This is a genomic window from Streptosporangium subroseum (assembly GCF_900188345.1).
Classification (GTDB): Bacteria; Actinomycetota; Actinomycetes; order Streptosporangiales; family Streptosporangiaceae; genus Streptosporangium; species Streptosporangium subroseum.
Map to the genome: position 1 here is coordinate 39,354 of NZ_FZOD01000054.1, position 23,402 is coordinate 62,755.

24 protein-coding genes are annotated in these 23,402 nt (G+C 70.0%); 13 read left to right on the forward strand and 11 right to left on the reverse strand.

All coding sequences use genetic code 11. The annotated features are described in order from the left end of the window. Nucleotides 1-41 precede the first annotated feature (41 nt). Nucleotides 42-743, forward strand: coding sequence for a hypothetical protein (locus tag CHC08_RS35900; protein ID WP_089211839.1), 702 nt, complete (start codon nt 42-44; stop codon nt 741-743). A gap of 68 nt (nt 744-811) precedes the next feature. Further along, nucleotides 812-1,372 (forward strand): DNA-3-methyladenine glycosylase I, encoded by a 561-nt coding sequence (locus CHC08_RS35905; protein ID WP_179282404.1) that lies wholly within the window; start codon nt 812-814, stop codon nt 1,370-1,372. 73 nt (nt 1,373-1,445) lie between these two features. On the opposite strand, the gene CHC08_RS35910 is transcribed toward CHC08_RS35905, so the two are convergent. Continuing rightward, complete coding sequence (locus CHC08_RS35910; protein WP_089211840.1) at nt 1,446-2,228, reverse strand: enoyl-CoA hydratase-related protein; 783 nt, start codon at nt 2,226-2,228, stop codon at nt 1,446-1,448. 149 nt (nt 2,229-2,377) lie between these two features. Next, complete coding sequence (locus CHC08_RS35915) at nt 2,378-3,160, reverse strand: PaaX family transcriptional regulator (protein WP_089211873.1); 783 nt, start codon at nt 3,158-3,160, stop codon at nt 2,378-2,380. Between the two features lie 190 nt (nt 3,161-3,350). Here CHC08_RS35915 and CHC08_RS35920 point away from each other — a divergent pair, with 190 nt between their 5' ends. Both CHC08_RS35920 and CHC08_RS35925 read left to right on the forward strand, forming a co-directional pair. Beyond that, nucleotides 3,351-3,518: a DUF3117 domain-containing protein gene (locus tag CHC08_RS35920; protein WP_089211841.1), complete on the forward strand. Its 168-nt coding sequence runs from the start codon at nt 3,351-3,353 to the stop codon at nt 3,516-3,518. Between the two features lie 188 nt (nt 3,519-3,706). Continuing rightward, the gene (locus CHC08_RS35925; RefSeq protein ID WP_089211842.1) at nt 3,707-5,197 is read left to right on the forward strand and encodes a leucyl aminopeptidase; all 1,491 of its coding nucleotides are present in this window, start codon (nt 3,707-3,709) and stop codon (nt 5,195-5,197) included. A gap of 95 nt (nt 5,198-5,292) precedes the next feature. Here the strand turns inward: CHC08_RS35925 and CHC08_RS35930 are convergent, their stop codons facing one another. Next, nucleotides 5,293-5,943: an O-methyltransferase gene (locus CHC08_RS35930; RefSeq protein ID WP_089211843.1), complete on the reverse strand. Its 651-nt coding sequence runs from the start codon at nt 5,941-5,943 to the stop codon at nt 5,293-5,295. Nucleotides 5,944-6,114: 171 nt separating this feature from the next. On the opposite strand from CHC08_RS35930, the gene sigE reads away from it, so the two are divergent. The 5 genes from sigE (at nt 6,115) to CHC08_RS35955 (ending at nt 10,565) form a co-directional block, all read left to right on the forward strand. Then, nucleotides 6,115-6,747: an RNA polymerase sigma factor SigE gene (gene sigE / locus CHC08_RS35935; protein WP_089211844.1), complete on the forward strand. Its 633-nt coding sequence runs from the start codon at nt 6,115-6,117 to the stop codon at nt 6,745-6,747. A gap of 52 nt (nt 6,748-6,799) precedes the next feature. Further along, nucleotides 6,800-7,330 carry an anti-sigma factor family protein gene (locus tag CHC08_RS35940; protein WP_089211845.1) on the forward strand — a complete coding sequence of 177 codons (531 nt, stop codon included), beginning with the start codon at nt 6,800-6,802 and terminating at the stop codon, nt 7,328-7,330. Next, nucleotides 7,327-8,340 carry a sigma-E factor regulatory protein RseB domain-containing protein gene (locus tag CHC08_RS35945; RefSeq protein ID WP_089211846.1) on the forward strand — a complete coding sequence of 338 codons (1,014 nt, stop codon included), beginning with the start codon at nt 7,327-7,329 and terminating at the stop codon, nt 8,338-8,340. The genes CHC08_RS35940 and CHC08_RS35945 overlap by 4 nt, the downstream gene beginning before the upstream one ends. Nucleotides 8,341-8,435: 95 nt before the next feature. Then, a complete protein-coding gene (locus CHC08_RS35950) occupies nt 8,436-10,061 on the forward strand; it encodes a S1C family serine protease (protein ID WP_089211847.1) in 1,626 nt (541 codons plus the stop codon). A gap of 147 nt (nt 10,062-10,208) precedes the next feature. Next, nucleotides 10,209-10,565, forward strand: coding sequence for a sec-independent translocase (locus CHC08_RS35955; RefSeq protein ID WP_089211848.1), 357 nt, complete (start codon nt 10,209-10,211; stop codon nt 10,563-10,565). Between the two features lie 240 nt (nt 10,566-10,805). Here CHC08_RS35955 and CHC08_RS35960 read toward each other — a convergent pair whose 3' ends face one another. After that, nucleotides 10,806-11,948, reverse strand: coding sequence for an Mrp/NBP35 family ATP-binding protein (locus tag CHC08_RS35960; RefSeq protein ID WP_089211849.1), 1,143 nt, complete (start codon nt 11,946-11,948; stop codon nt 10,806-10,808). Between the two features lie 276 nt (nt 11,949-12,224). Between CHC08_RS35960 and CHC08_RS35965 the strand changes: the two genes are divergently transcribed. Then, nucleotides 12,225-12,710 carry a MarR family winged helix-turn-helix transcriptional regulator gene (locus tag CHC08_RS35965; protein WP_089211850.1) on the forward strand — a complete coding sequence of 162 codons (486 nt, stop codon included), beginning with the start codon at nt 12,225-12,227 and terminating at the stop codon, nt 12,708-12,710. 28 nt (nt 12,711-12,738) lie between these two features. Here the strand turns inward: CHC08_RS35965 and CHC08_RS35970 are convergent, their stop codons facing one another. Beyond that, nucleotides 12,739-13,233: a DUF1003 domain-containing protein gene (locus CHC08_RS35970; protein WP_089211851.1), complete on the reverse strand. Its 495-nt coding sequence runs from the start codon at nt 13,231-13,233 to the stop codon at nt 12,739-12,741. Continuing rightward, nucleotides 13,226-14,467 (reverse strand): magnesium transporter MgtE N-terminal domain-containing protein, encoded by a 1,242-nt coding sequence (locus tag CHC08_RS35975; protein ID WP_245878771.1) that lies wholly within the window; start codon nt 14,465-14,467, stop codon nt 13,226-13,228. Before CHC08_RS35975 ends, CHC08_RS35970 begins: the two co-directional genes overlap by 8 nt. A gap of 138 nt (nt 14,468-14,605) precedes the next feature. Between CHC08_RS35975 and CHC08_RS35980 the strand changes: the two genes are divergently transcribed. Continuing rightward, a complete protein-coding gene (locus CHC08_RS35980) occupies nt 14,606-15,544 on the forward strand; it encodes an EamA family transporter (protein ID WP_089211853.1) in 939 nt (312 codons plus the stop codon). A gap of 112 nt (nt 15,545-15,656) precedes the next feature. Here the strand turns inward: CHC08_RS35980 and CHC08_RS35985 are convergent, their stop codons facing one another. Continuing rightward, nucleotides 15,657-16,022: a hypothetical protein gene (locus CHC08_RS35985; RefSeq protein ID WP_089211854.1), complete on the reverse strand. Its 366-nt coding sequence runs from the start codon at nt 16,020-16,022 to the stop codon at nt 15,657-15,659. A gap of 233 nt (nt 16,023-16,255) precedes the next feature. Continuing rightward, nucleotides 16,256-16,828 carry a biotin transporter BioY gene (locus CHC08_RS35990; RefSeq protein ID WP_089211855.1) on the reverse strand — a complete coding sequence of 191 codons (573 nt, stop codon included), beginning with the start codon at nt 16,826-16,828 and terminating at the stop codon, nt 16,256-16,258. A 157-nt stretch (nt 16,829-16,985) separates the two neighbouring features. Between CHC08_RS35990 and CHC08_RS35995 the strand changes: the two genes are divergently transcribed. Beyond that, nucleotides 16,986-17,927, forward strand: coding sequence for an HpcH/HpaI aldolase/citrate lyase family protein (locus tag CHC08_RS35995; RefSeq protein ID WP_089211874.1), 942 nt, complete (start codon nt 16,986-16,988; stop codon nt 17,925-17,927). Here CHC08_RS35995 and CHC08_RS36000 read toward each other — a convergent pair. Both CHC08_RS36000 and CHC08_RS36005 read right to left on the reverse strand, forming a co-directional pair. Then, entirely contained in the window at nt 17,917-18,540 is a 624-nt protein-coding gene (locus CHC08_RS36000) for a DUF6529 family protein (protein WP_245878772.1), read from the reverse strand. The genes CHC08_RS35995 and CHC08_RS36000 overlap by 11 nt on opposite strands. Further along, complete coding sequence (locus tag CHC08_RS36005) at nt 18,540-19,232, reverse strand: hypothetical protein (RefSeq protein ID WP_089211856.1); 693 nt, start codon at nt 19,230-19,232, stop codon at nt 18,540-18,542. Before CHC08_RS36005 ends, CHC08_RS36000 begins: the two co-directional genes overlap by 1 nt. Before the next feature lie 474 nt (nt 19,233-19,706). Between CHC08_RS36005 and CHC08_RS36010 the strand changes: the two genes are divergently transcribed. Then, the gene (locus CHC08_RS36010; protein WP_179282400.1) at nt 19,707-22,955 is read left to right on the forward strand and encodes an exo-alpha-sialidase; all 3,249 of its coding nucleotides are present in this window, start codon (nt 19,707-19,709) and stop codon (nt 22,953-22,955) included. Here CHC08_RS36010 and CHC08_RS36015 read toward each other — a convergent pair. Continuing rightward, nucleotides 22,939-23,343: an NUDIX hydrolase gene (locus CHC08_RS36015; protein ID WP_089211858.1), complete on the reverse strand. Its 405-nt coding sequence runs from the start codon at nt 23,341-23,343 to the stop codon at nt 22,939-22,941. The genes CHC08_RS36010 and CHC08_RS36015 overlap by 17 nt on opposite strands. Between the last annotated feature and the right edge of the window lie 59 nt (nt 23,344-23,402).

Genomic DNA, 23,402 nt, shown 5'->3' on the forward strand with positions numbered 1-23,402 from the left:
GACACGATCCTAGATCAGAGGAGTTGTGGCACGATTCGTATGTGCTGGTCGTACTCGTTCTCGCTGCCGTAACCGTCATCGCCGGTGTCACGGTGGTCGCCATGGGCCGGGGCGGTGAACTGACAGAGTTCGCCCCGGACGTCCCGCCGCTTGACCTGCCCGCCGCCGGGCAGCTCAGCGCCGTCGACTTCATGGCCCTTCAGCTCCCGGTAAGCATCGTCGGCTATCACACGCAGAGTGTGGACGAGACGCTGAACCGGGTCGCGAACGCCCTGAGCGAGCGTGACACCAGGATCGCCGTGCTGGAGCAGCGGGTGTCGGAGCTGCTCTCCAGCAGGCTCCAGGCCCGTCAGGAGGTCCACGCGAGCCCCCTGAACGGCCCGCGCACCGAGCACGAGCCGGAGGAGCCCAAGGAGCTCGCCGAGCTGAAGGAGCTTCCCGAACCGCCCGGGTCGCGGTACGGGTCCTCTCCCGAGTCGTCCTCCTCGCCCGAATCGTCGTACGGGTCGTTGCCCGAGTCGTCTTCCTCGTCCGAATCGCGGTCCGGCTCCGAGCCGGCCTCTTCGTCCGAGTCGTCGTACGGATCCTTGCCCGAGGCTCCTTCCCCGGCCGAGTCGCCGTACGGATCCGCGTCCGAGCCGTCCGAGCCGTCTGAGCCGTCCGAGACGCCGTCCGAGGCGCCGGCGGGCTCCTTCGGCGCGTGGACGGCAGGCGAGCGCCTCGGAAAGGAGGAGTCGCGGTGAGCGAACCGGCTGTCTCCCCGTCGATCTCGCCCGAGCCGATCTCTTCCGCGCCGATTCTTTCCGCGCCGATTCTTTCCGCGCTGATTCTTTCCGAGCGGGTCCGCTGCTGGCCGACCACCGCGCCCGACTACATCGCCTACCACGACGAGGAGTGGGGCCGTCCGGTCACGGGCGACGACCGGGTGTTCGAGCGGCTCACCCTGGAGGCCTTCCAGTCGGGTCTCTCGTGGATCACGATCCTGCGCAAGCGGGAGAACTTCCGGGCGGCCTTCGCGGGCTTTTCCATCCCGGCCGTCGCCGCGTTCGGTCAGGCCGACGTGGACCGCCTGCTCGGCGACGCCGGCATCATCCGCAACCGCGCCAAGATCGAGGCCGCGGTGGCCAACGCGAGGGCGGCCCTCGACGTCGAGCTGTCCGATCTCGTCTGGCGCTACGCGGATCCGAGCTCTCCCGCGCCCAAGACCCTCGCGGACATGCCCGCGCAGACCCCGGCCTCCAAGGCGCTCGCCAAGGAGCTCAAGTCCCACGGCTTCCGTTTTGTCGGCCCGATCACCGTCTACTCGCTGATGCAGGCCATCGGCCTGGTCAACGATCACCTGGCGGACTGCTGGACGCGCGAGGCCCTCTAGCCCCGCTTCCGCCCGCGCGGGTGACCTGACTTCGCCTTCGCAACCCCGCCTTCGCCCGCGCCGATGACGCCTGTCAGCGACCTTCGAAGACGGGGCGCTCCTTGCCGAGGAAGGCGCGCGTGGCGTTCAGATGGTCGTCGGTCTTGGCGCAGGCGTCCTGGAGGTCCGCCTCCAGGGCCAGGGCGTCGGCCAGGGAGCTGCTCGCGGCGTGGTTCAGGGCCCGCTTGGTCGCCGCGTAGGCGCCTGTCGGGCCCCGTGCCAGCCGTACGGCCAGCTCGCGTGCCGCGGCGCCCAGCTCGCCGGCGGGGACGACCCTGGAGACGATCCCGAGCTCCAGCGCGCGCGCCGCGTCGAGGGGCTCGCCGAGCAGCAGGAGCTCGCTCGCGCGCGCCAGGCCGACCAGGCGCTGGAGGGTCCAGGACGAGCCGGAGTCGGGGGCCAGCCCGATGGAGCCGAAGGCCATCGCGAACTTGGCCTTCTCCGACGCGACCCGCAGGTCGCAGGCGAAGGCCAGGGCGGCGCCCGCGCCCGCGGCGACGCCGTTCACCGCCGCGACGACCGGCTTGCCCATCTCGGTGATCGTGCGGACGATCGGGTTGTAGTGCTCACGTACGGTGTCGTTCAGACCTCGGCCCGCCTCCAGGTTGGCCGCGTGCTCGTTCAGGTCCTGGCCGGCGCAGAACGCCCGCCCCGATCCGGTCAGCAGCACCGCCCGTACGGCGTAGGCCTGTGAGGCCGTGGTCAGCGCCTCCAGCAGATCGGCCTTGGCCTGCGTGGTCAGCGAGTTCATCGCCTCGGGCCGGTTGAGGGTGACGGTGGCGACGGCGTCGTCGACCGAGTAGAGAACGTCGTCCAACGGAAGCTCCTTCTGCGGCTATGGCTTCTACGGTTGCGGCTGTGGCCGGCGGGTTGCCTGGCCGCCTGTCTTCCCGGTTGCCGGGTTTCCTGGTCTCTGGCTTGCCCAATTTTTCGGGTTTTCCTGGTTTTTCCGGGTTATTGGCGCGACTACGGTTTGGTCAGGTTGCGGTCGACGAACGCGGCGGCGGCGGGGAGCAGACGGGCGGCCTCCCGCTCGAAGTAGAGCCTGGCCTTCTCCCCCGGCCAGCCCGGCGGCAGGAGCTCGGAGGGGAGCCCGGGATCGCGGAACAGGAAGTTGCGCCAGCCGTGCAGCAACCTGCTCCGGGCGGCGAACACCTGGGCGGCGGCGGCGTCCCGCGGCAGCCCGTCGACCAGGTTCGTCGCCTGGACCAGCCACTCCTCGTAGGCCGACCCGATGCCGTCCAGATCCCAGGTTCTGGCGACGAGCGTCCGGGGATCGCCGTCGAGCACCGCCTCGAACCGATCGGCGCGGATGCTCTCGCCGTTGAGGATCGGGTCGAGCTCGGCGGACGGACGCGGGCCGATCCACGTGGTCTCCGAGAGCGGGGCGTACCCGAGAAACGACAGGTCGGCTCTGAGCCGCTCCCGCTTGGACCGTTCGCGCACAGGTTCCACCACGAGCATGTGCCACCGGCCGGTCCAGGTGATCGTCCCAACTCGGTAAATTCTCAGCGCCGCCTCGTCGAGGCGGCGCACGCATTTGGAGGTGGCCTCGTAGCCGGGCCCCTGGGACAGTCGGGCCGGGACCAGCCAGCCCTGCCGCACCATCCGCGAGACGGCGGTGCGTACGGCGGGGGCGGCGATACCCAACGGTGCGAGCAGACGGACGAGGGCGGCCACGGACGCGCGGCCGCCTCGGGACCGCAAGTGGTCCCCGTACAGATCGAACAGAGCGGCGCGGGCGTTCACGATGACAAGTTTGGTCGCCGGAAGGGGTCCCGGACAACGGTCTTGATTGCCGGATGAGCCGATGCTGAGACTGATCGTTCCCATTCTCCGCGCGGAGGCGGGATAATAGGACATCACAGAAGACGTGAATGCGTCGGCCACCCTCGGGTCAGTCGGAGATCCGTAGACCGATGCAGGAAGGGATACACGCATGGCGGCTATGAAGCCGAGGACCGGTGATGGTCCGCTGGAGGTCGTCAAAGAAGGCAGGGGTATCGTCATGCGGGTTCCTCTGGAGGGTGGCGGCCGCCTTGTCGTCGAGCTCTCGGCAGACGAGGCCAATGCCCTTGGTGAGGAACTGAAGAAGATCGTCGGCTGATCCCGATCTGAGAACAAGCGGTGAAGCCGGGTCCTATTTGAGCTTGCTCGGGGAGCATGACACCTGCGATGACCCGCGTGACCGCAACCGATGATCAACACGGCCCTGGCCGTCGGACTACCTCACGGTGGCTCGCGCCAGGGCCGCGGCGTTTCCCCGGCCCATGAGCCGATGACTGGAGTCAACCCATGCCCCTCTCGCCCTACCAGCTACTACCTCACACGATCTACGGACACGGACTGTCCGCCGCGACCCCTGCGGAGGGCGGCGATCCGGCCCCCTCGTCGAGCGGAGAGGTCACGGAGACCTCGATCGCGAAGGACGCGGAGCTGTTCGCGGTCCCCTTCGCGGCGGACGCCGCTCCCGCCGTCGAGCTGCCGGTGCCCTCGGCGGCTCTGCTGGACCATTACCAGGCCAAGGGCGAGGCCGGAGAGATCATCGAGGTTCCCGTCGCCAACGGCGACGCCGTGGGCCGGGTGCTGCTCTACGGGGTCGGGGACGGCTCGGCCGCGGACCTGCGCAAGGCCGGTGCGGCGGTGGCCCGGCGCGGCAAGGGCAAGGACACGATCAGGATCGTGCTGCCCGAGGGGCCGGTGGCCGCGTTCGTGGAGGGCGCGCTGCTGGCCACCTACGCCTTCCGGATGGGCGAGAAGAAGTCCACCTCGGTGGCGATGATCGAGTTCGTCGGCGAGGGAGCCGAGGCGGAGGTGGCCAAGGGCAAGCTGATCGCCGAGGCCGTCGCGCTCGCCAGGGACCTGGCCAACACGCCCTCCTCGGTGAAGAACCCCGCCTGGCTCGCCGAGCGCGCCCTGGAACAGGGCGTCACCGCGAGGGTGTGGGACGAGGAGGAGCTGCGGTCCGGCGGGTTCGGCGGCATCGTCGCCGTCGGCCAGGGCTCGGTGAGCCCGCCGAGGCTGATCCAGCTCTCCTACGAGCCGGAGGGCGCGACCGAGCACGTGGTCCTGGTCGGCAAGGGCATCACCTACGACTCCGGCGGTCTGTCGCTCAAGCCGACCGCGGGCATGAAGTTCATGAAGACCGACATGGCCGGGGGCGCGGTTGTCATCGCGGTTCTGGGCGCGCTGGCCTCCCTCGGTGTGCGGGTCCGGGTCACCGGTCTCATCGCCGCCGCCGAGAACTCCTTCTCCGGCACGGCCCAGCGCCCCTCAGACGTGATCACGCAGTACGGCGGGCGGACCGTCGAGGTGCTCAACACCGACGCCGAGGGCCGCCTGGTGATGGCCGACGCGCTGGCCTACGCCGACGCGGAGCTGGACCCCGACCTCATGATCGACATCGCCACGCTGACCGGAGCGATCGGCATCGCCCTGGGCCAGGGCCTCGGCGCGATCTTCGCCTCGGACGAGGAGCTGGCCTCCGAGCTGATCGACGCGGGCGAGAGCAGCGGTGAGCGGCTCTGGCGGATGCCGCTGATCGACGACTACGTCCCGGGTCTCGACTCCAGCGTGGCCGACCTGTCCAACATCGAGATCGGATCGACCTACGGCGCGGGCTCCATCACCGCGGCGCTGTTCCTGCGCGAGTTCACCGGCAAGCGGCCCTGGGCGCACCTGGACATCGCGGGCGTCGGCCGTAGCGGTGCCGACGAGGGCATCCTCAGCAAGGGCGCCACCGGGTACGGCGTGCGCCTGCTGCTCGAATGGCTGTCCGCACGGTGAGAACCCCCACGGGCCGCGGAGCGCGGCCCGTGGGGTCGATGGGTTACCGGTTCGCGTCCCACGGCCCGGGTTTCCCGCCGTAAGCCGCGAGAGCGCTAGTCCGAGAGTTTGATGGCGGCCAGGATGCCGTCGCCGAGGGGGATCATCAGGGGGCGGAGCCGTTCGTCCGAACGGAACAGCTTGCCCAGCTCCCTCACGGCGACGGTGTCCGGGTCGCGCTGGGCCGGATCGGCGACCCTGTTGTGCCACAGGGCGTTGTCGAAGACGACGATGCCGCCGACGCGCAGCAGCCGGACGGACTCCGCGAGATAGTCGGCGTACTCCTGCGTGGCGCCGTCGCAGAAGACCAGGTCGTAGCCCCCGTCGGACAGGCGGGGGAGCACATCGAGGGCACGGCCGGTGATCAGCCGGATCCGGCCGCCGGAGAAACCGGCCTGAGCGAAACTCTGCCGGGCCAGGCGTTGGTGCTCGGGCTCCACGTCCACGCTGGTGAGCGTGCCATCCTGGCGCATGCCGCGGAGCAGCCACAGACCGGACACGCCGCAGCCGGTGCCGATCTCGACGACGGCACGGGCGTTGATGGCGGTGGCGAGGAAGCAGAGGGCGGCGCCGCCTCCGGGCAGGATCGGGCGCGCCCCCACCTGCACACCGTGCTGCCGCGCGGCCTGCAGGATCTCGTCTTCCGTGTGGAACTCCTCCGCATAGGCCAGAGTGGCCTCCAACGGACTTGTCGGCGCCTCAGCCATCGGCCTCTCCTCCCGCTTTCTCCGTACACAGTCATATAGGCACTGGGTCGCAGCCTAAGGGAGGCAGGCCCGATCGGGAACTCATGTCGCGCCCGGTGCGTTGCACGGTTTAAGCGGCCTTTGCCGGTCCTGAAGGTAGTGAGTGCGCACGAAGGGACGAAACCAGGCACTATGGCGATAGCGGTGGTCCCGGAGAGAGGAGTGCTGGTGGAGGAGTCCGACCACCAGGCCGATGCTCCCGTGTCTGACTGGACACCCCCCACGTGGGAAGAGGTGGTCCGGACGCATTCTGCGCGCGTATATCGGCTGGCCTATCGGCTGACCGGCAACGTGCACGATGCCGAGGATCTCACTCAGGAAGTCTTCGTCCGGGTTTTCAGATCTTTGTCGAACTACACGCCAGGCACTTTCGAGGGCTGGCTGCATCGCATCACCACCAACCTGTTCCTCGACACCGCCCGGCGCAAGCAGCGCATCAGGTTCGAGGGACTCGCCGACGACGCCGCCGAACGGCTGCGCGGGCGAGAGCCGTCCCCCGCTCAGGTGTATGACGACACGCACCTGGAGCCCGACATCCAGGCGGCACTCGACGCGCTCGCGCCCGAGTTCCGCGCGGCTGTCGTTCTGTGCGACATCGAGGGACTGTCCTACGAGGAGATCGCGGCCACGCTGGGTGTGAAGCTCGGCACGGTCCGCAGCCGCATCCATCGCGGCCGGGCACAGTTGCGCGAGGCGCTGGATCACCGCGCGCCGCGCAACGACCGGCTCCCCCCGAACGTTGCTCACGGGGAGGAGTTCGCATGAGAAACCACAGTCATGACGAATGTCACGACAAGCCACTTGGCAAGGAGTGAACATGAGTCACCTTGGAGAGCGTGTTTCGGCACTGGTCGACGGTGAGCTGAACCACCACGAGCGCGACCGTGCCCTGTCACATCTGACCTTCTGCGCGGACTGCCGGGCCGAGGTCGACGCCGTACGGGCGCTGAAGAGCCGGCTGAGGTCCCTCGACGGGCCCGCCATGCCGGCGGACCTGACCATGTCGCTGCTGCGGATGTCCGAGCCTGGGGGGCCGATACCGCCGCGTGAGCGGCCCTTTCCGGCCCCACGGACCTTCGCCGGGGCCCCGATCCCGAGCATGCACAGCGTCGCGCCCCCGGACAACCGGCCGCGCGGCCGCGCCGGAGGCCCCCGCCGTTCGAGAAGGGCCGGTTACGTCGCGGTGGGCGTCGCCTCCGCGGCCGTGGCGATCGGCACGCTGTTCGTCGTGGGCGGGGCCAATCCCAATCCGCGCGTCGTGCCGCCGATCGACATGTTCGCCAACCAGCACGGAAACACCGCGCCCTTCGGCGGGTCGGCGCAGCCGACCCTCTCGCCCACTCCGTGATCCGGCTGCCCGTCACCGTGTTTCTGGCGGCAGTCATGCTGCTGGGACTGGTGGTGGGCACTCCGGCGCACGCCGCCCCGCCGGACGAGGCCGAAAGCGAGGACACCGGCCTCCACCTGCTCCGTGAGGCGGCGATCGCGGGCCGGACCCGTGGATACTCCGGGACGCAGTACGTCACCACCTGGGGCCGCTCAGGCGCCGTCTCCTCGGTGCTTGAGGTCCGGAATGTTCCGGGGCGCGGGCTGATGATGCACTCCCGCCCGTCGGACCCCGTCCAGATGGCGGATCCCGGCACCCCCGCGGGCGGCATGACCAGCCCCTCCGAGTTCATGCTGGAGGTCCTGGCCAGAAATTACCGGGTCGTGGCCGCGGGCAGGGGCCACGCCTGTGGCCGCCCGGCCCGCCTCGCGAACGTCCTGCGCCGGGACGGTACGGTCGCCGCCCGCTACTGGCTCGACGAGGCCGGGGGGCTGGTGCTCCGCCGCGAGCTCCTCGACGGCCACGGCAAGGTCGTCCACGCCGGCGCCTTCGTCGATCTGACCCTCGATCCGGCGCGGAAGGGCGCCGTTCCGGTGATGACCACCGGCGGTTTCTCCCTGACCGAGGTTCCCCGGCTGTTCGCCGGAGGCTGGCATTTCCCCCGTGCCCTGCCCGGCCGCCTTGAGCTGTTCGCCGCGCACAACACTTCTCCTGGGTACTTATATCTGGGATATTCGGATGGATTGTCCGTTGTATCGGTTTTCATCCAGTCTGGTGTGCTTGACGAGGAACGTCTCCAGGGGTGGCATGCGGAGCAGCGCAGTGGGCATACGATCTGGATCCGGGACTCAGCCGGGCAGGAGACGATTTGGGCGAGTGGGGGTCATGTCTACACCGTCTTCGCGGACGCTCCGGCCGACATGGTCGACGCCGCCGTCGCGGCGTTGCCTCACGAGCCCGTGCCCGATCTCTGGACACGGCTCGGCCGAGGTGCGAGTCGTCTGCTGTCCTGGGTCAATCCCTTCGGATAAAGCGCGCTTTACATCTCTCGTATGCCGTTCAGGGGAAGATTGCCGGGTTGACTCGGTGAGCGGCCTCATACGAGGCAAGGAGTAGTGAGTATTCGATGACCGACGACGCTGGTACCCACAAGGCGCATGGTGCTGAGGGGCGTACGCCGTCGGACTTCACCGACGACAGAGGCGCGGCCCCGGAGTTCTCCCGCCCGGAGTTCCTGCCCGCGGGCGAGGCGCCTTTCCACGGTGAGCCGCCCCGAGACGACGGCTGGAGCCAGCTGGGCGGCCCGCCGGGTTACGGTCAGCAAAATCAGCAGGCCGGACAGCATTCAGGGCAGCAGGGCTACCCCGAGCAGCTCCGGTATGACGACCGGGGCTCCCTGTTCGGTGAAGGCGGCCAGACCGGCCAGACCGGCCAGGGCGCCTATCCCGCCGAGGACGGCTGGGGCGATCCGTCCGGCAGAGCCCGGCAGGAAACGACGATCTTCACCTCCCCCGGCGTTCCTCCGCCCCCGCCGTCACAGGCGTTCGGCATGGGCCCGGGCTGGGCGCCGCCTCCCGGCGCCGGCGGTCCCGGAGGCTTCGGGGGCGCCGCGCCTCCCGCCCGTCGCGGGCCGCGCACGGGCACGATGGTCGTCCTCGCCCTGGTGATCGCACTTCTGGCCTCGACGCTGGGGAGCTTCGGGACCTACTTCCTCACCCGCCCGGCGAGTTCGAGCCACGATCCCTCCTTCGATCTGGGAAAGGCGCCGAGCGGCTCCAACGTCCGGCCTCCCGAGTCGATCGCGGGCGTGGCCGCGAAGGTCCTGCCCAGCGTGGTCTCCCTGACGGTCGAGGGCGGGACCAGCGCGGCCACCGGCTCCGGCTTCGTGATCAAGGGGGGCTACGTGGTGACCAACAACCACGTGGTCGCCGGGGCCACGGCGGGCGGCCAGAGCCAGATCCAGATCCAGTTCAACAACCGCAAGAGCACCCCCGGCAGGGTCGTCGGCGTCGACCCCGAGTCCGACCTGGCCGTGGTCAAGCCCGAGGAGACCTTCGGCGCCCCGGAGATCACCCTTGGCAACTCTGACAACGTGGTCGTGGGCGACCCGGTCATCGCCATCGGATCCCCGCTCGGCCTGACCGGCACCGTCACCTCCGGCATCGTCAGCTCGCTCAACCGCCCCGTCCAGGCGGGCGAGGAGAACAGCTCCGACACCACGTGGCTCAGCGCCGTCCAGACCGACGCGGCCATCAACCCGGGTAACTCCGGGGGGCCGCTGGTCAACACCAACGGCGAGGTCATCGGCGTCAACTCGGCGATCGCCACCCTCGGCAGGTCGGTCGGCGGCCAGAGCGGCAGCATCGGGCTCGGATTCGCCATCCCGGTGAACCACGCGCGCCGGGTCGCCCAGGAGCTGATCGCCACCGGTTCGGCCAAGAAGTCGCGGATCGGCGTCACCATCGACTCGACCTTCGAGGGCTCCGGCGTGAAGATCGCGTCCGAGTCCAAGCAGGGCATCCAGCCGATCGAGCCGAACGGCCCCGCCGCCCAGGCGGGTCTCAAGCCCGGCGACGTCATCCTGGAGATCGACGGCGTCGTGCTGCAGGACGGCAACGAACTGATCGCGCTGATCCGGAACAAGGCCCCGGGCGAGAAGCTGACGGTCAAGTACCAGCGCGGAGGCCAGGAGAAGACGGCCACCGTGACCGTCGGTGCCGCGCCCGTCGTGCCCACACCGCAGCCTTCTTGAGTGACGTCGCCCGTGCGCCCCACACCGGAGGGCTCCGGTGTGGGGCGCACGGGGGCGCATGCTTAGGCTTGCGGGTATTAGTCTGAAAGTTCTCTGGTGTATGTCCCGGAGAAGACGCCCCTGGCATTGTCCCGGTAGGAGATCGCCGTGTTCGGACTCGGTTGGCTTGAGATCGTGGCGCTGGTGGTCATCGCCCTGCTTGTCTTCGGCCCGGAGAAACTGCCACAGGCTGCCTCCCAGGCGGGCAAGACGCTGCGCAACCTGCGCCGGATGGCCAACAACGCGCGGGACGATCTGCAGGCGGGTCTGGGCCCGGAGTTCTCCAACTTCGACCCGGCGGACCTCAATCCGAAGAACTTCGTCCGTAAGCACCTGCTCGGTGACCTTGAGGACGACTGGAACGCCACCTCCACCGCGACGCCCGCCCCCGTGCCCGCCCCCGCCGACGCGGCCGATGGGCTGGACTACGGGCAGATCCCCCCGTACGACTCGGAGGCGACGTAGGCCGGGAGAGACGCCCGCCCGAATCCCGTCCGCTCAGGTGTGACCTGACGCCGAGCCTCGTACGCGCCCGTAAGGGCCCGTAGGCACCCATTCGTACCCTTTGTCCTTTATGTGCCCTGCGGCGCTCTGTGCATGCCCTGCGCGCCCCGTACGGCCCCATATGAGAAAGCAACGCGGGCGCCCCCTTGCCAAAGGTGGGCGCCCGCGTTGCTTTCTGTGCTGTTTGCCGGGGCGGGTGGCCTAGCGACCCCTGGTGGGGGAGATGCCGAGCTGGAGGCCCTTGAGGCTGCCCGACTTCTTGCTGAGACCGGCGGCGATGCGGTTCAGTTCGAGCGCCGCCGGGGCGTCCGGGTCGGTGATGACGAGCGGCTTGCCCTCGTCGCCCCCCTCGCGCAGGCGCATGTCGATCGGCACCTGGCCGAGCAACGGCACGCGGGCGCCGAGGGTGCGGGTGAGCGCGTCGGCCACGGTCTGGCCGCCGCCCTCGCCGAAGACCGAGATCCGCTCGTCACAGTGCGGGCAGGGCAGCCATGACATGTTCTCGATGACACCGGCGATCTGCTGGTGGGTCTGCACGGCGATCGACCCCGCGCGCTCGGCCACCTCGGCGGCGGCCTGCTGCGGGGTGGTCACCACGAGGAGCTCCGCCGACGGCATGCGCTGCGCCACGGAGATCGCGATGTCGCCGGTGCCGGGCGGCAGGTCCATCAGCAGGACGTCGAGGTCGCCCCAGTAGACGTCGGCGAGAAACTGGTGCAGGGCCCGGTCCAGCATCGGACCGCGCCACACGACCGGGGTGTTGCCCTCCGGCTTGAACATGCCGACCGAGATGACCTTGATGTCATGCGCCACCGGCGGCATGATCATGTCCTCGACCTTGACCGGGCGTTCGGAGACGCCGAGCATGCGAGGGATGCTGTGGCCGTAGATGTCGGCGTCGACGACGCCGACCTTGAGCCCGTTCATGGCCATCGCGGCGGCCAGGTTGACGGTGACGGACGACTTGCCGACACCGCCCTTGCCGGAAGCCACCGCGAAGACGCGGGTCAGCGAGCCGGGCTGGGAGAAGGGGATCTCCTTCTCGGGTCCCTTGTTGCCGCGCAGCTTCGTCTGGAGCGTCTTACGCTGCTCCTGACTCATGACGTCCATCTCCACCGAGACGCCGGTGACTCCGCCGACCTTGGAGACCGCGCCGGTGACGTCGCGGGTGATGGTGTCCTTCATGGGGCAGCCCGACACCGTAAGGAAGATCGCGACGCGCACCGCCCCCTCGGGGGAGATGTCGACGCTCTTGACCATGTCGAGTTCGGTGATCGGCCGACGGATCTCAGGGTCGTTGACGGTCGCGAGAGCGGCCATCACCAGTTCCGGGGTAGGTGCCATCGAAGTGTCGGCAATGCACCGCCACCCTGAGGCGACGGGGGATGCCGTCCCTCCTTGTCTTTTGTCGTTCAGACGGTCTACGGGCAGGGCTTGTCCGTCGTGACGCCCATTTGCTTGACGAGAAGCCGCTCCCGGAGGAGCGGAGAAATGTCATGTCCCCTTGGTGTCAACTGATGTCAACCCAGGGGCGCTGGCAGGAATTCCGGATCCGGCTGTGACTGTCAAATCCGGACAATTCACTGTGTAGATGCGCGTACAACGTTCTAAGGTTACTCCGTGACCATCACAGCAGGCGAGTCAAGGGAGGCCATCAGCTCGGAGGAGCTGGAGGTCTGGCGCATGCTTCAGCGAGCCCAGGTCCGTATCACCCGGGCACTGGAGGCCGATCTGCTGGTCGAGCACGACCTGGCCCTCGCCTCCTACGACGTGCTCCTGCAGCTGTCGGAGTCGCCGGGCCGGCGACTGAGGATGAACGACCTGGCCGACCGGGTGCTCCTGTCGCGCAGCGGCCTGACCCGCCTCATCGACCGCCTCCAGCGGGACGGCCTGGTCGAGCGGGAGGCCTGCACCAGCGACGCGCGGGGCCTGTTCGCGGTTCTCACCGACGGTGGCGCCGCGCGGCTGGCCGAGGCCGCCCCCACCTACCTGCGCGGCATCCGCGCCCAGTTCCTGGACGTGCTCGACGGCGACGAACTGCGCCAGTGCGCGGCCATGCTGAACAAACTCTTTCCCGACCCCTGCACCGGCCAGGACTCCTGCTGATCCCCGATCGGGGGACGCGGGGCCGAGGTCAGCGGGGCTCCCTGGGCCCGGGGGCCGTCTGACCCTCCCCCTGGAGCTCTTCCTGCAGGCGCTGCAGCTCCGAGCGGATGTAGTCGCGGGTGGCCACCTCGCCGAGCGCCATGCGCAGCGCGGCGATCTCCCGGGTCAGATACTCGACGTCGGCCTGGTTCCGTTCGGCGGCCCCGCGGTCGTACTCACCCTGGATCCTGTCCCGGTCGTCCTGCCGGTTCTGGGCGAGCAGGATCAGCGGCGCGGCGTAGGACGCCTGGAGCGACAGCATCAGCGTGAGGAAGATGAACGGGTAGGGGTCGAAGCGCCAGGGCGCCGGCGCGAAGATGTTCCACAGGCCCCAGGCGGCGACGAAGACGGTCATGTAGACCAGGAACCTGGCGGTGCCGAGGAAGCGGGCGATCCGCTCCGAGAGCCGCCCGAAGGTCTCCGGATCGTAGTGCGGACGAAGGCGCAGCCCCGGCTGCCTGGGCTGATCGAGCCGGTCAGCCACGTTCGGCTCCCGACACGTCGTCCTGCTCTCGCCAGTCCTCGGGGAGCAGGTGGTCGAGCACGTCGTCCACGGTCACGGCGCCGACCAGGCGGCCGACCTCGTCCACCACGGGCACCGCCACCAGGTTGTAGGTGGCCAGGTAGAAGGTCACCTGGTTCAGGGTGAACTCGGGCCTGATCGGGTCGAGGGAGGTGTCCAGGATGCTGCCGAGCAGGGTGGAGGGGGGTTCGCGCAGCATTCGCTGGAAGTGGGCCAGGCCGAGGAAGCGGCCGGTGGGCGTCTCGACGGGCGGCCGGGCCACGTAGACCTGCGCGGCCACCGCGGGGGTGATGCCCCGCTGGCGGATGTGGGCCAGCGCCTCGGCGACGGTGGAGTTCGGGGGGAGCACCACGGGTTCGTTGGTCATCATGCCGCCCGCGGTGTTCTCGGGGTAGATCAGCAGCCGCCGGATCGGCGCGGCCTCCTCGGGCTCCATCAGCGCCATCAGCGCCTCGGCCTGCTCGGCGGGGAGGTCCTGCAGCAGGTCGGCCGCGTCGTCGGGGTCCATCTCCTCCAGCACGTCCGCGGCCCGCTCGGGGGCGAGCCAGCTCAGGATGCCGATCTGGTCGCGCTCGGGGAGCTCCTCGAGCACGTCGGCGAGCCGTACGTCGTCGAGGGCCGCGGCCACCTCGGCCCGCCGTTTGTCCGGCAGCGCGTGCAGGGCGCCGGCCAGGTCGGCGGCGCGCATCGCCTCGAAGGTGACCAGCAGGTTCGCGGCGCCCTGGTCCTGCTGCACGGCGCCGAAGCCGCGGACCTCGGCCCAGTCCACGATCCTGGGCGTGCCACGCCGTCGCAGTCCCAGACCGGAGGCGCCCTTGACCAGCGCCACCTTGGTGATCAGCCACTCGGCGCGCTTGGTCTCCTCCATGGCGAGGTCCAGGACCGTCATCGGCTTGCCGCCGATCTCCACGCTGAGGTCGAGCATCTCGCCGATGGCCAGGGTCTCCGTCGTCCGCTGCTCGAACCGGCGCATGTTGATCCGGCCGCTGAAGACGACCGACCCGGCCTCGATCGACCGCACCCGGGTGATCGGCAGGAAGACCCGCCGCCGGGGCTGCACCTCGACGACCAGGCCGTGCACGCGCGGGGACGTGGTGCCGGCGATGGACACCACGACGTCGCGCACGCGGCCGATCTGGTCACCGGCCGGGTCGAAGACCGGGGTGCCGGCGAGGCGGGCAATGAAGATCTGCACATCCGAAGCGTAGGCCGCGTGTCCGATGCTCCGGCCAAGCCACGCTCCCACGCTCACATTTCGGACGTCCCCTTGCCCGTATATATCGCGACATGACAGCATCAAATGCATTTGACGGTAATTACGGGGATGGTGGCTATGAGACGTGCCGGATTGCCGATCGCCTTCGCGTCAGCCGGGTTCTTCGCCTTTTCCGGACCCATGGCCAAATATCTGGGCGCCGCGGGGCTGGCCCCGCTGGAGTCCGTCTGGGTCCGGATGGCCGGGGCCGGGCTGCTGCTCGTCGGCGTCCTCGCGTTCGTCAAGCCCAGGGCCCTGCGCATCCCGCGATCGCGGCTGCTGTTCTTCGCGGCCTACGCGGTGATCGCGGTGGCCGGGGTGCAGGCGCTGTTCTTCGCGGCGATCACCCGGCTGCCCGTGGGCGTCACCCTGCTGATCGAGTACACCTCGCCGGTCCTGGTCGTGCTCTGGGTACGTTTCGTCCGGCGGGTACGGCTGCCGCGCGCGGCCTTCATCGGCGCCGTGGTCGCGGTGATCGGGCTCGGCATCGTGGTGGAGATCTGGTCGGGGTTGAGCCTGGACCCGGTGGGACTGCTGCTCGCCCTCTGCGCCGCACTGTGCTGCGCCGGATACTTCCTGCTCAGCGACGGCTTCGGTGACGACGTCGATCCGCTCGGCCTGATCGGCTGGGGCCTGCTGGGCTCGGCCCTGGTGCTCCTGCCGATCTCCCAGCCGTGGAACATCCCCTGGGAGGCGTTCACCCGGACCGTGGCGCCGGAGGGCGGCTACCTGCTGCCCGCGCTGGCGGCCGTGATCTGGATGATCGTGATCGCCACGGTCGCCGCCTACATCCTCGGCGTCACCGCGGTCCGCCGCCTGTCGGCCGCCATCGGCTCGACGGTCGCCTCGGTCGAGGTCGTCGCCGGAGCGGTGATCGCCTGGGTCCTGGTGGGCGAGGCCCTCGGGCCCTTCCAGATCGTGGGCGGCCTCATCGTCCTGTTCGGCGCCTACCTGGCCCAGCGGGCGACGGCGAGCCTGCCCGTGCCCGAGGTCAGGGAGCCGGTCGGCGTGGCGTGAGCCGTACCGGAGAGGTCATGGCGGCATGAGCCCCCCACTCGGCGGGGAGCCGCCTCGCGTGGCGTGAGGACCCGTTCCTGTACGCGGGGAGCGTGAGGCCCGTGTCCCGAGGTCAGGGGGCCGCCTCGCGGGGCGTGAGCCGTACCACCTGGGAGCGGGTGGCCCAGCGCTCCGCCAGCCTCGCGCCGTCGGCGGCGTTGAGCCGCTCCTTGGCGAGCGCGGCCACCGCCTCGGCGGCCTCGGCCTGGTTCACCACCTCGACGGAGGCGTCGAAGGCCACCAGCTGCCCCCCGTTGTCCTTGCTGCGCAGCGTCACCTGGACCTGGTCCGTCTCGGCCAGCCCCGGCAGTGACTGCTCGCCGCCGCCGGTGACCAGGTAGATCGCGCCGTCGTGCCACGTGTGCCAGGCCAGCCGGGGCCGGTCCAGTGAGAGCCAAAGGACGCTCGACTTCTTGGCACCCTCTTCGATCACACCCATAGGACGAATGTACGGCCTGCGCCTCCCGATCCAGGGTGGGCAGGCCGTATCGCCGCGTTCTTCCGAGGATGCCGTCCGGAGAACCTCGGTGATCCTCTTTCCCCGTTCCCGGTTCACCGAGCGGTGCCGGCGGTCGCCCGCCGGTCCTACCCGATCTTCACGGGCGTTTTACGTCTCCTCCGGGGGGAGCCTCCGGGCGACGTCTGCCCAAGGAGGTCAGGCGGATCGGACGGTCAACGGCGGGAGAGCTTCCACGCCGCCGGGAGCAGGCCGGCCGCAACCGCGATCTTGAGCGCGTCGCCGATGAGGAAGGGAGTCACGCCCGCGGCCAGCGCGCCGCCCAGGTCCAGGCCGGTGACGGCGATGAGGACCGGCAGGCCGAAGGCGTAGATGACCAGGTTGCCGAGGATCATCGTGCCGGTCGTGCGCAGGACGGTGCGGTCGCCGCCGTGCTCGGCGAGCTTGCCGACCAGGGCGGCCGCGGCGATGAAGCCGATGATGTAGCCGAAGGTGGCACCGCCGAAGCCCGAGGCGCCCTCCGCGAACCACGGGACGCCCGCGATGCCGACAAGCATGTAGAGCACCATGCTCAGCACCGCACGGTTCATCCCGAGGGCCGCGCTGACCAGCACCACCGCGAAGGTCTGACCGGTGAACGGAACAGGCCACATGGGGAAGGTGAGCTGCGCGGCCAGACCGGTCAGGCCAGCGCCGCCGACCACGAGCGCGAGGTCGCGGACACGGGAACCCGGGATGAGATCGGACAGTACGGCGGGCCTGCCGGCTACCGAAGAAGCGTTTGCCATCTTGTGTCTCCCTTAGCCGATGCTTGATGCCCATTGTTCTGACATCTCCGGCGAGAGGCCTACGCGATCGCCGCCAAGAACGGGTCGCCGTCTTTGTATGGACGCCATAGGCGGCCCAGGCTGCCGTCGGCGCCGGATCGGCCGCTAGCGTGTGTCCATGCGATCCCGACGTTCGTGTCTCGCGGTGCCCGGCAGCAACCCCCGCTTTCTCGAGAAGGCCCAGGGGATCGGTGCCGACGAGGTCTTCCTCGACCTGGAGGACTCCGTCGCGCCGCTCGCCAAGGAGGGTGCGCGCAAGAACATCGTGGCCGCCCTGCGCGAGGGCGACTGGTCGGGCAAGACCAGGGTCGTGCGGGTCAACGACCTGGGCACCCAGTGGACCTACCGGGACGTCATCGAGGTCGTGGAGGGCGCGGGAGAGTTTCTCGACTGCCTGATGCTGCCCAAGGTGGAGGATCCGACCCAGGTGGTCTGGCTCGACACGCTGCTCACCCAGATCGAGAAGGCGAACGGGCTGGAGGTCGGCCGCATCGGCATCGAGGCCCAGATCGAGAGCGCCAGGGGCCTGGTCAACGTGGACGCCATCGGCGGCTCGTCCAAGCGCCTGGAGACGCTGGTCTTCGGCCCCGCCGACTTCATGGCCTCGATCAACATGCGGACCCTGGTGGTCGGCGAGCAGCCGCCGGGCTACACAGAGGGCGACGCCTACCACTACATCCTGATGCGCATCCTGATGGCCGCGCGCATGCACGACCTGCAGGCCATCGACGGCCCGTACCTCGCGATCAAGGATCTGGACGGCTACCGGCGGGTGGCCGGGCGGGCCGCGGCGCTCGGGTTCGACGGCAAGTGGGTGCTTCACCCCTCCCAGGTCGAGGCGGCCAACGAGGTGTTCTCGCCGGCCCAGGAGGACTATGACCACGCCGAGCTGATTCTCGACGCGTACGACTACTACACGACGGTCGAGAGGCGCGGCGCGGTCATGCTCGGCGACGAGATGATCGATGAGGCGTCCCGGAAGATGGCCCTGGTGGTCGCTGCCAAGGGCAGGGCGGCGGGCCTGGGACGGACCGGCACCTTCACACCGCCTACACCTTGATTCCGATCGTTGTGAAGAACCAGAACGACGAGGTCAGCCAGAGCCCGGTCAGCGCGGTGAACGTCAGCCCGCCGAGGACGGGAAGGGTCCAGCCGGGCAGTCCCCGCTTGGGAAGCGCCAGCATCTTCGCGGTGAACACACCGTAGAAGAAGCAGCCCAGCAGTGAGTGGATCATCACTCGCGGCACGTCGAACTGGGTGCCCAGCGCGTACAGGCAGTGGAACGCCACCGGGAGCGTCAGCAGGAACGCCACCCGGCCCGACCAGCGGTGCAGGGTGCCGATCCACGGCACGTCCAGCTTGATCCGGCCCCACATCACCAGGGCGGAGAAGATCTGGACCAGTGCCAGCACAAACGCGCCGGTGGTGAACCAGGCCTTCATGGCCAGGGCTCCGGAGAACCCGGCCGGGCCGATCGCGTATCCGGTGGGCGTGTGGACGCGCCCGTAGAGGCCCAGGCCGACCGCGACCAGCCCGCCGATCACGAGTGGCAGGAGGAGCGGGGCGAGGTTCTGCTTCTGCTCCGGCACCCGGATCGCCTGGGTGCTGTCCGTCGCGTAATTCTGCCCCGGCACCCTCATGGCCTGCGTGCTGTCCTGGATGTTGTCGTCCATCACAGTCCTCCGATGAACTCGTCGACGTCCTGGGGGTCGACCTCAACGCCGTTGACGGTCGCGTTCTGGCCGGGCTCCGGGATCGCCACGTCGGCGGGCTTGTCGTCGACGAGGGTCAGGCCGACCCGGCTGCCGTCGTCCAGGTAGATCCAGCCGGCGCGGACCTTCGCGCCGCGGACGACCGCGCTCGCCCGGTAGAGCCCGGAGGGCTTCTTCACGGTGGGAGCCTTGAAATTCCACTCCTTGCCGCCGAACTCGAGGTCCCCTCCGGCCCTGCCGCCGCCGATCTGGGCGATGAGCGAGGCGTTGTGCGGCCCGGACAGCGTGACCTTGCCGTCGGCGGCCTTGCCCTTGAGCCAGGCCTCGATCTTGCCGTCGCAGAAGTAGCCGACCGCCTTGCCGTTCCGGATGGAGATGGCGATCAACCCGCCGTTGCCCTGGACCCGCCCGGCGTAGTCGGCCTTGACGGGGGTGGGCTTGGCGGTCTTGGTGGCCTCCGGGGTCGGCGTGGCCTCCGCGGTGGTCACGATCACCTCGGGGGCCGCCGGCGCGGCGGTGTCGGCGGTGCTGATCTGGTTGTCCTGCGCGTTCACGTTCTGTGTTGTTGGTGAGGTGGTGGCACTGAGCGTGCCGAGGGCGACGACTATCGCCGCTCCGGCCGCCAGCGTGTAGACAGGCCCCAGCCGTGTCATCGTTTGCTCCCTGAGAGTGGTGGTTGCCTGAGCACAGGTGTACTCCAGGCGGGGGCGCGGGGTCTGTGAACTAATCCATACAAGAGGGCGGAAATCAGATCCCCGTCGTAGCGGAGGATGAGGAGGATCTCGTGGCGTCCGATGATTTCAGAACAATGTGCCTAAAGTGTGACAAATCGGGCGCATGGCCGACAAATTCGGGTTCATGGCCCATAAATATGACTAGAGAGGTCTCGTCATCGCGGCCCGAACGTGTTGCTCTGGAGTATGTATGGCGCTCCTTGGGGCGCGCATGGAGAATCCATGGATCCCGGATGGTAAAGGTGATCGTTTCAGTAGAACGGGGTAGGAGTAGGGTCGCCGTGCGATTTGCCGCTTCCGTAAGGGTTGCGGTTTAGCGCTGCGGAGACGGCTGGAACGATCCGGGGTGATGGCTCCGGACTGAGACGGGCTTCCTACGAGGAGGTGCTGAGCGTGGCCTCGGGCCCCCACGACCCGCGCTCGCAAGAGTGGCCGGCGGACGACGACGACGTTTACGACGACGCGACACACGAAGGCGAGTCACAGGAGCCCCACACGTCCCCGCCGACGATCCAGCACTTCCCCCCCGGGCCCTCCGACGACAACACCAGAGGGCTTCCCCTGTCCTCCCCCTGGATGCTTCCTCCGTTCGCCGCGCCGACTCCGGATGACAGCGAACCCCCGCAGGCGCGTCCCGAGGGACTGGGCGGCGAGCGCCGCCGCCCCCACACCCAGCCCTACGCCCCCGCTCCTCCGCCGGCGGCGCCGCCGGCGTTCCCCCCGGACCCCCACCACGCCGCGGCCGATCAACGGCCCGCGGCCGAACGGTCCCCCGAGCCCGGGCGCCAGGCTCCACAGGGGCAGGAACAGGGACAGGGACGTCCGCGTCTGGTGGACCGCCCGGACCTTCTTGTCGCCTCGGGCCCGGCGCGCGAGCGCAGGAGCCCCGGGAGAGCGAACAGACCCGACCTCCTGGTGGCCTCGGGCCCGTCCGGCGAGGAGCATCGGCGGGCTGCGCCCCCGACGCCCCCGACGCCCCCGACGCCCCCGACGCCCCCGACGCCCCCGCAGTCCCCGCCGCGCGGACCCGAGGACCGGATCAGGATGGAGCCGGATATCACGGCGACTCCCGAACCGGCGCCAGAACCGATCCCGCGCCCGGCGACCGGATGGACCCCGGAGCCCGAGCCCGAATGGACCCCGGAGCCGGAGCCCGAGCAGGATCAGGACGACTTCGAGCCGGTGCGCCGCGTGGGACGTCCTCCCGGCGGCAGGCCGGCCAGGCCCGATCTGCTGGTCGCCCAGGGGTCGCCCAGCAGGCGGGGCCCGAACGGCGGGCGCCACCATCGTGCGGCCGCCGCGCCCTCCGCCGTGCGCCGTTCCAGCCCGACCAGGCGCAGGCGCGGCCGGGGCCTGGTCATACCGTTCCTCATGGTCCTCGTCGTGACCGTCGCGGTCGGCGGCGGCCTGGTGCTGTGGGGCTGGGTGAGCAGCCCGTTCGCCACCGGCCTCCGGCTGGTCGGCGACGAGGTGCGCTCGGGGGACGCCAACTTCGTACCGCGGGCGGGCATCGGCGGCGACGGCTCCAATCAGGTGCTCAACGCCGTGGCCTCGGTGGGTTCCGTCATGGTCGCGGTCGGAAGCGACACCACCAGCCCGGTCCCCAGGCCGTTGTTCCTGGTCTCGCCCGACGGCGGCACGACGTGGCGGCTGGGCAAGGTGACCGGGCCCGCGGGCTATGAGACGGGTCCGACCACGGTGGGCCGGGTGGCGGGCGGCGACGGCCTCTGGCTGGCCGCGGGCAACGACGTCCTCGGCGCCGGGCGCGGCCTGTGGACCAGCGCCGACGGCTACAGCTGGAACGCGGTCGACCCCGCCAAGCTGGACGCCTTCGGGGTCGGAGACAAGATCATGGACTTGGCCAGGACCTCCTCGGGTTTTGTCGCGGTGGGCACCGTCATGCTGCCCGACGGCACGAACGGAGCCGTCGCCTGGGTCTCGCCCGACGGCCGTGAATGGGAGCGGGTGGAGACCCAGGCGATCGGCATGCCGGACAAGGTCCGGGGCATCAAGGCGGTCGTCGCCAAGGGTGACGCCGTGGTCGCGCTGGCCGATCCGGCCCAGGGCCAGTCCACCTCGGTCATCCTGCGCTCGTCCGACGGAGGCAGAAGCTGGCTGCGGACCGGCGCGGCGCTGAACGACGTCATCCCGGAGCCGGGCGCGCTGGCCGTGGCCGCCGACGGGTTCGTGCTCGTCCCGACCCAGCAGCGCAGCGACAAGGGCGAGGTCCGGGTCCACTGCTCGGCGGACGGGGTCGACTGGGCCGGATGCGGCACCATCACCGGCCTGGCCCGCGACGGCTCGGGCGTCAAGGGCCTGGCCTCCTCCTCGGCGGGGGTGGCCGCGGTCGCCGAGTCGGGCTTCGAACGTTACGCCGTCTACAGCAGCCCGGACGGCCACGAGTGGAGCAAGACCACCGACCTCGGCGAGGTGCCGGGCTCGCTCCGGGCGCTGGCCCTGTCCGACGCCGGCACGATGGTCATCGGCGGCGACGAGCGCGCCGCCGACGTGGACAACCGCGTGGTCCTCATCACCGCGCCCAAGGGCGGCGAGGCGAGACCGGTCTCCCTCAGCGGGATCGAGGGGCTGGCGAGGGCCGCCCGCGAGACGTCCAGGGTGGCGGCGGGAGACGGCAGGTTCGTCGCCGTGGGCGCCGCTTCCGGAGACGCCGGGATCTGGACCAGCACGAGCGGCGAGAGCTGGAAGGCCGGCGGCCCGGCGCAACTCCTCGGAGGCCCGCTGCGGCAGACGCTGGGCGACGTCGCGAACGGCAGGCGAGGCTGGCTGGCCGTGGGCAGCACGATGACCGACGCCTCCTCCACCGAACCCCTGCTCGTCACCTCCACGGACGGCGAGGACTGGCGCAGGGTCCCGGTCCTGGGCTCCCTCGCCCCGGCCGCCGACCACGACTTCCTCGCCCCGCACGCGGTGGCCGCCGGCCCGTCCGGCTACGTCATGGCGGGGGAGGACCGGGGTCCGGCCACCGTCGTCCCGGTCCTGTGGTTCTCCCCCGACCTCAAGCGCTACACCAGGGCGGCCAAGCTTCCGGCGGGCGGCATCGGCGTGCGGCTGCACGACGTCTCGGCGACCTCGTCCGGATACGTGGCCGTCGGCGGCGCCGGTACGGCGGAGCGCGAGACCGGCGTGGTCTGGGTGTCGGCCGACGGGGTCAACTGGACGGCCAGGAAGCCGGTCCTGCCCCCCGGCGCGACGTCGGCCGGGCTACGGCACGTGGTCCTGTACGGCGGGCACATCGTCGCCGCGGGCACCGCCCTGACCGAGGAGGGGCGCAGGGCCTTCGGCGCGGTGTCGGCGGACAACGGGTCGACCTGGGAGTTCTCCTGGCTCCCCGCGGACGGGTCGTCCGCCGTCCAGGACCTCGCGGCGACGGCGGAGGGTGTGGTGGCGGTCGGCTGGCACGGCGTCCCGGGCGCGGGGGACAGCGTGGCCTGGACCTCCGAGAACGGGCTGAACTGGCAGCGTCACGCCCCCAGCCAGGGCAGCCTGGACGGCGACGGCTCCCAGTGGCTCGGCGCGGTGGCGGTCTCCTCCGGCGGTCAGGTCGTGGCCCTGGGCCGCTCCACCACCTACAGCGCCGACCACCTCACCCTGTGGCGCTCGACCCTCACCTCCTCCCGATGACCGCCCATTCGACGAGGGCGTCCAGGAGGCCGGTGGTGAGCGGGAGCCGTACGAGCTCGTCGGGGGTGAACCAGCGGGCGTCGGCGGCGTCGGATCCGGCGGAGAGCGTGCCGTCGGATCCGTCGGGGAGCGCGGCCAGGTAGTCGCGGATCTCGTAGACGACGCCGCCGGGTCCCGGGCGGTCGACGGTGCCCGCCAGGCGGCCGGGGACGATGTTCAGCCCGGTCTCCTCCAGAACCTCGCGCGTCACCGCCTCGACGTCGGACTCGCCGGGTTCGACCCGGCCGCCGGGGACGGACCAGAGGCCCTCGCCGGGTGGATGGCCACGGCGGATGAGGAGTATCCGTCCGGAGTCGACGACGATCGCCCCGACACAATTTACGCGCACGTGAATAAGATTACGTCTACATAACGGAGAACACCCTTGACGGATGGACCGTGAACACA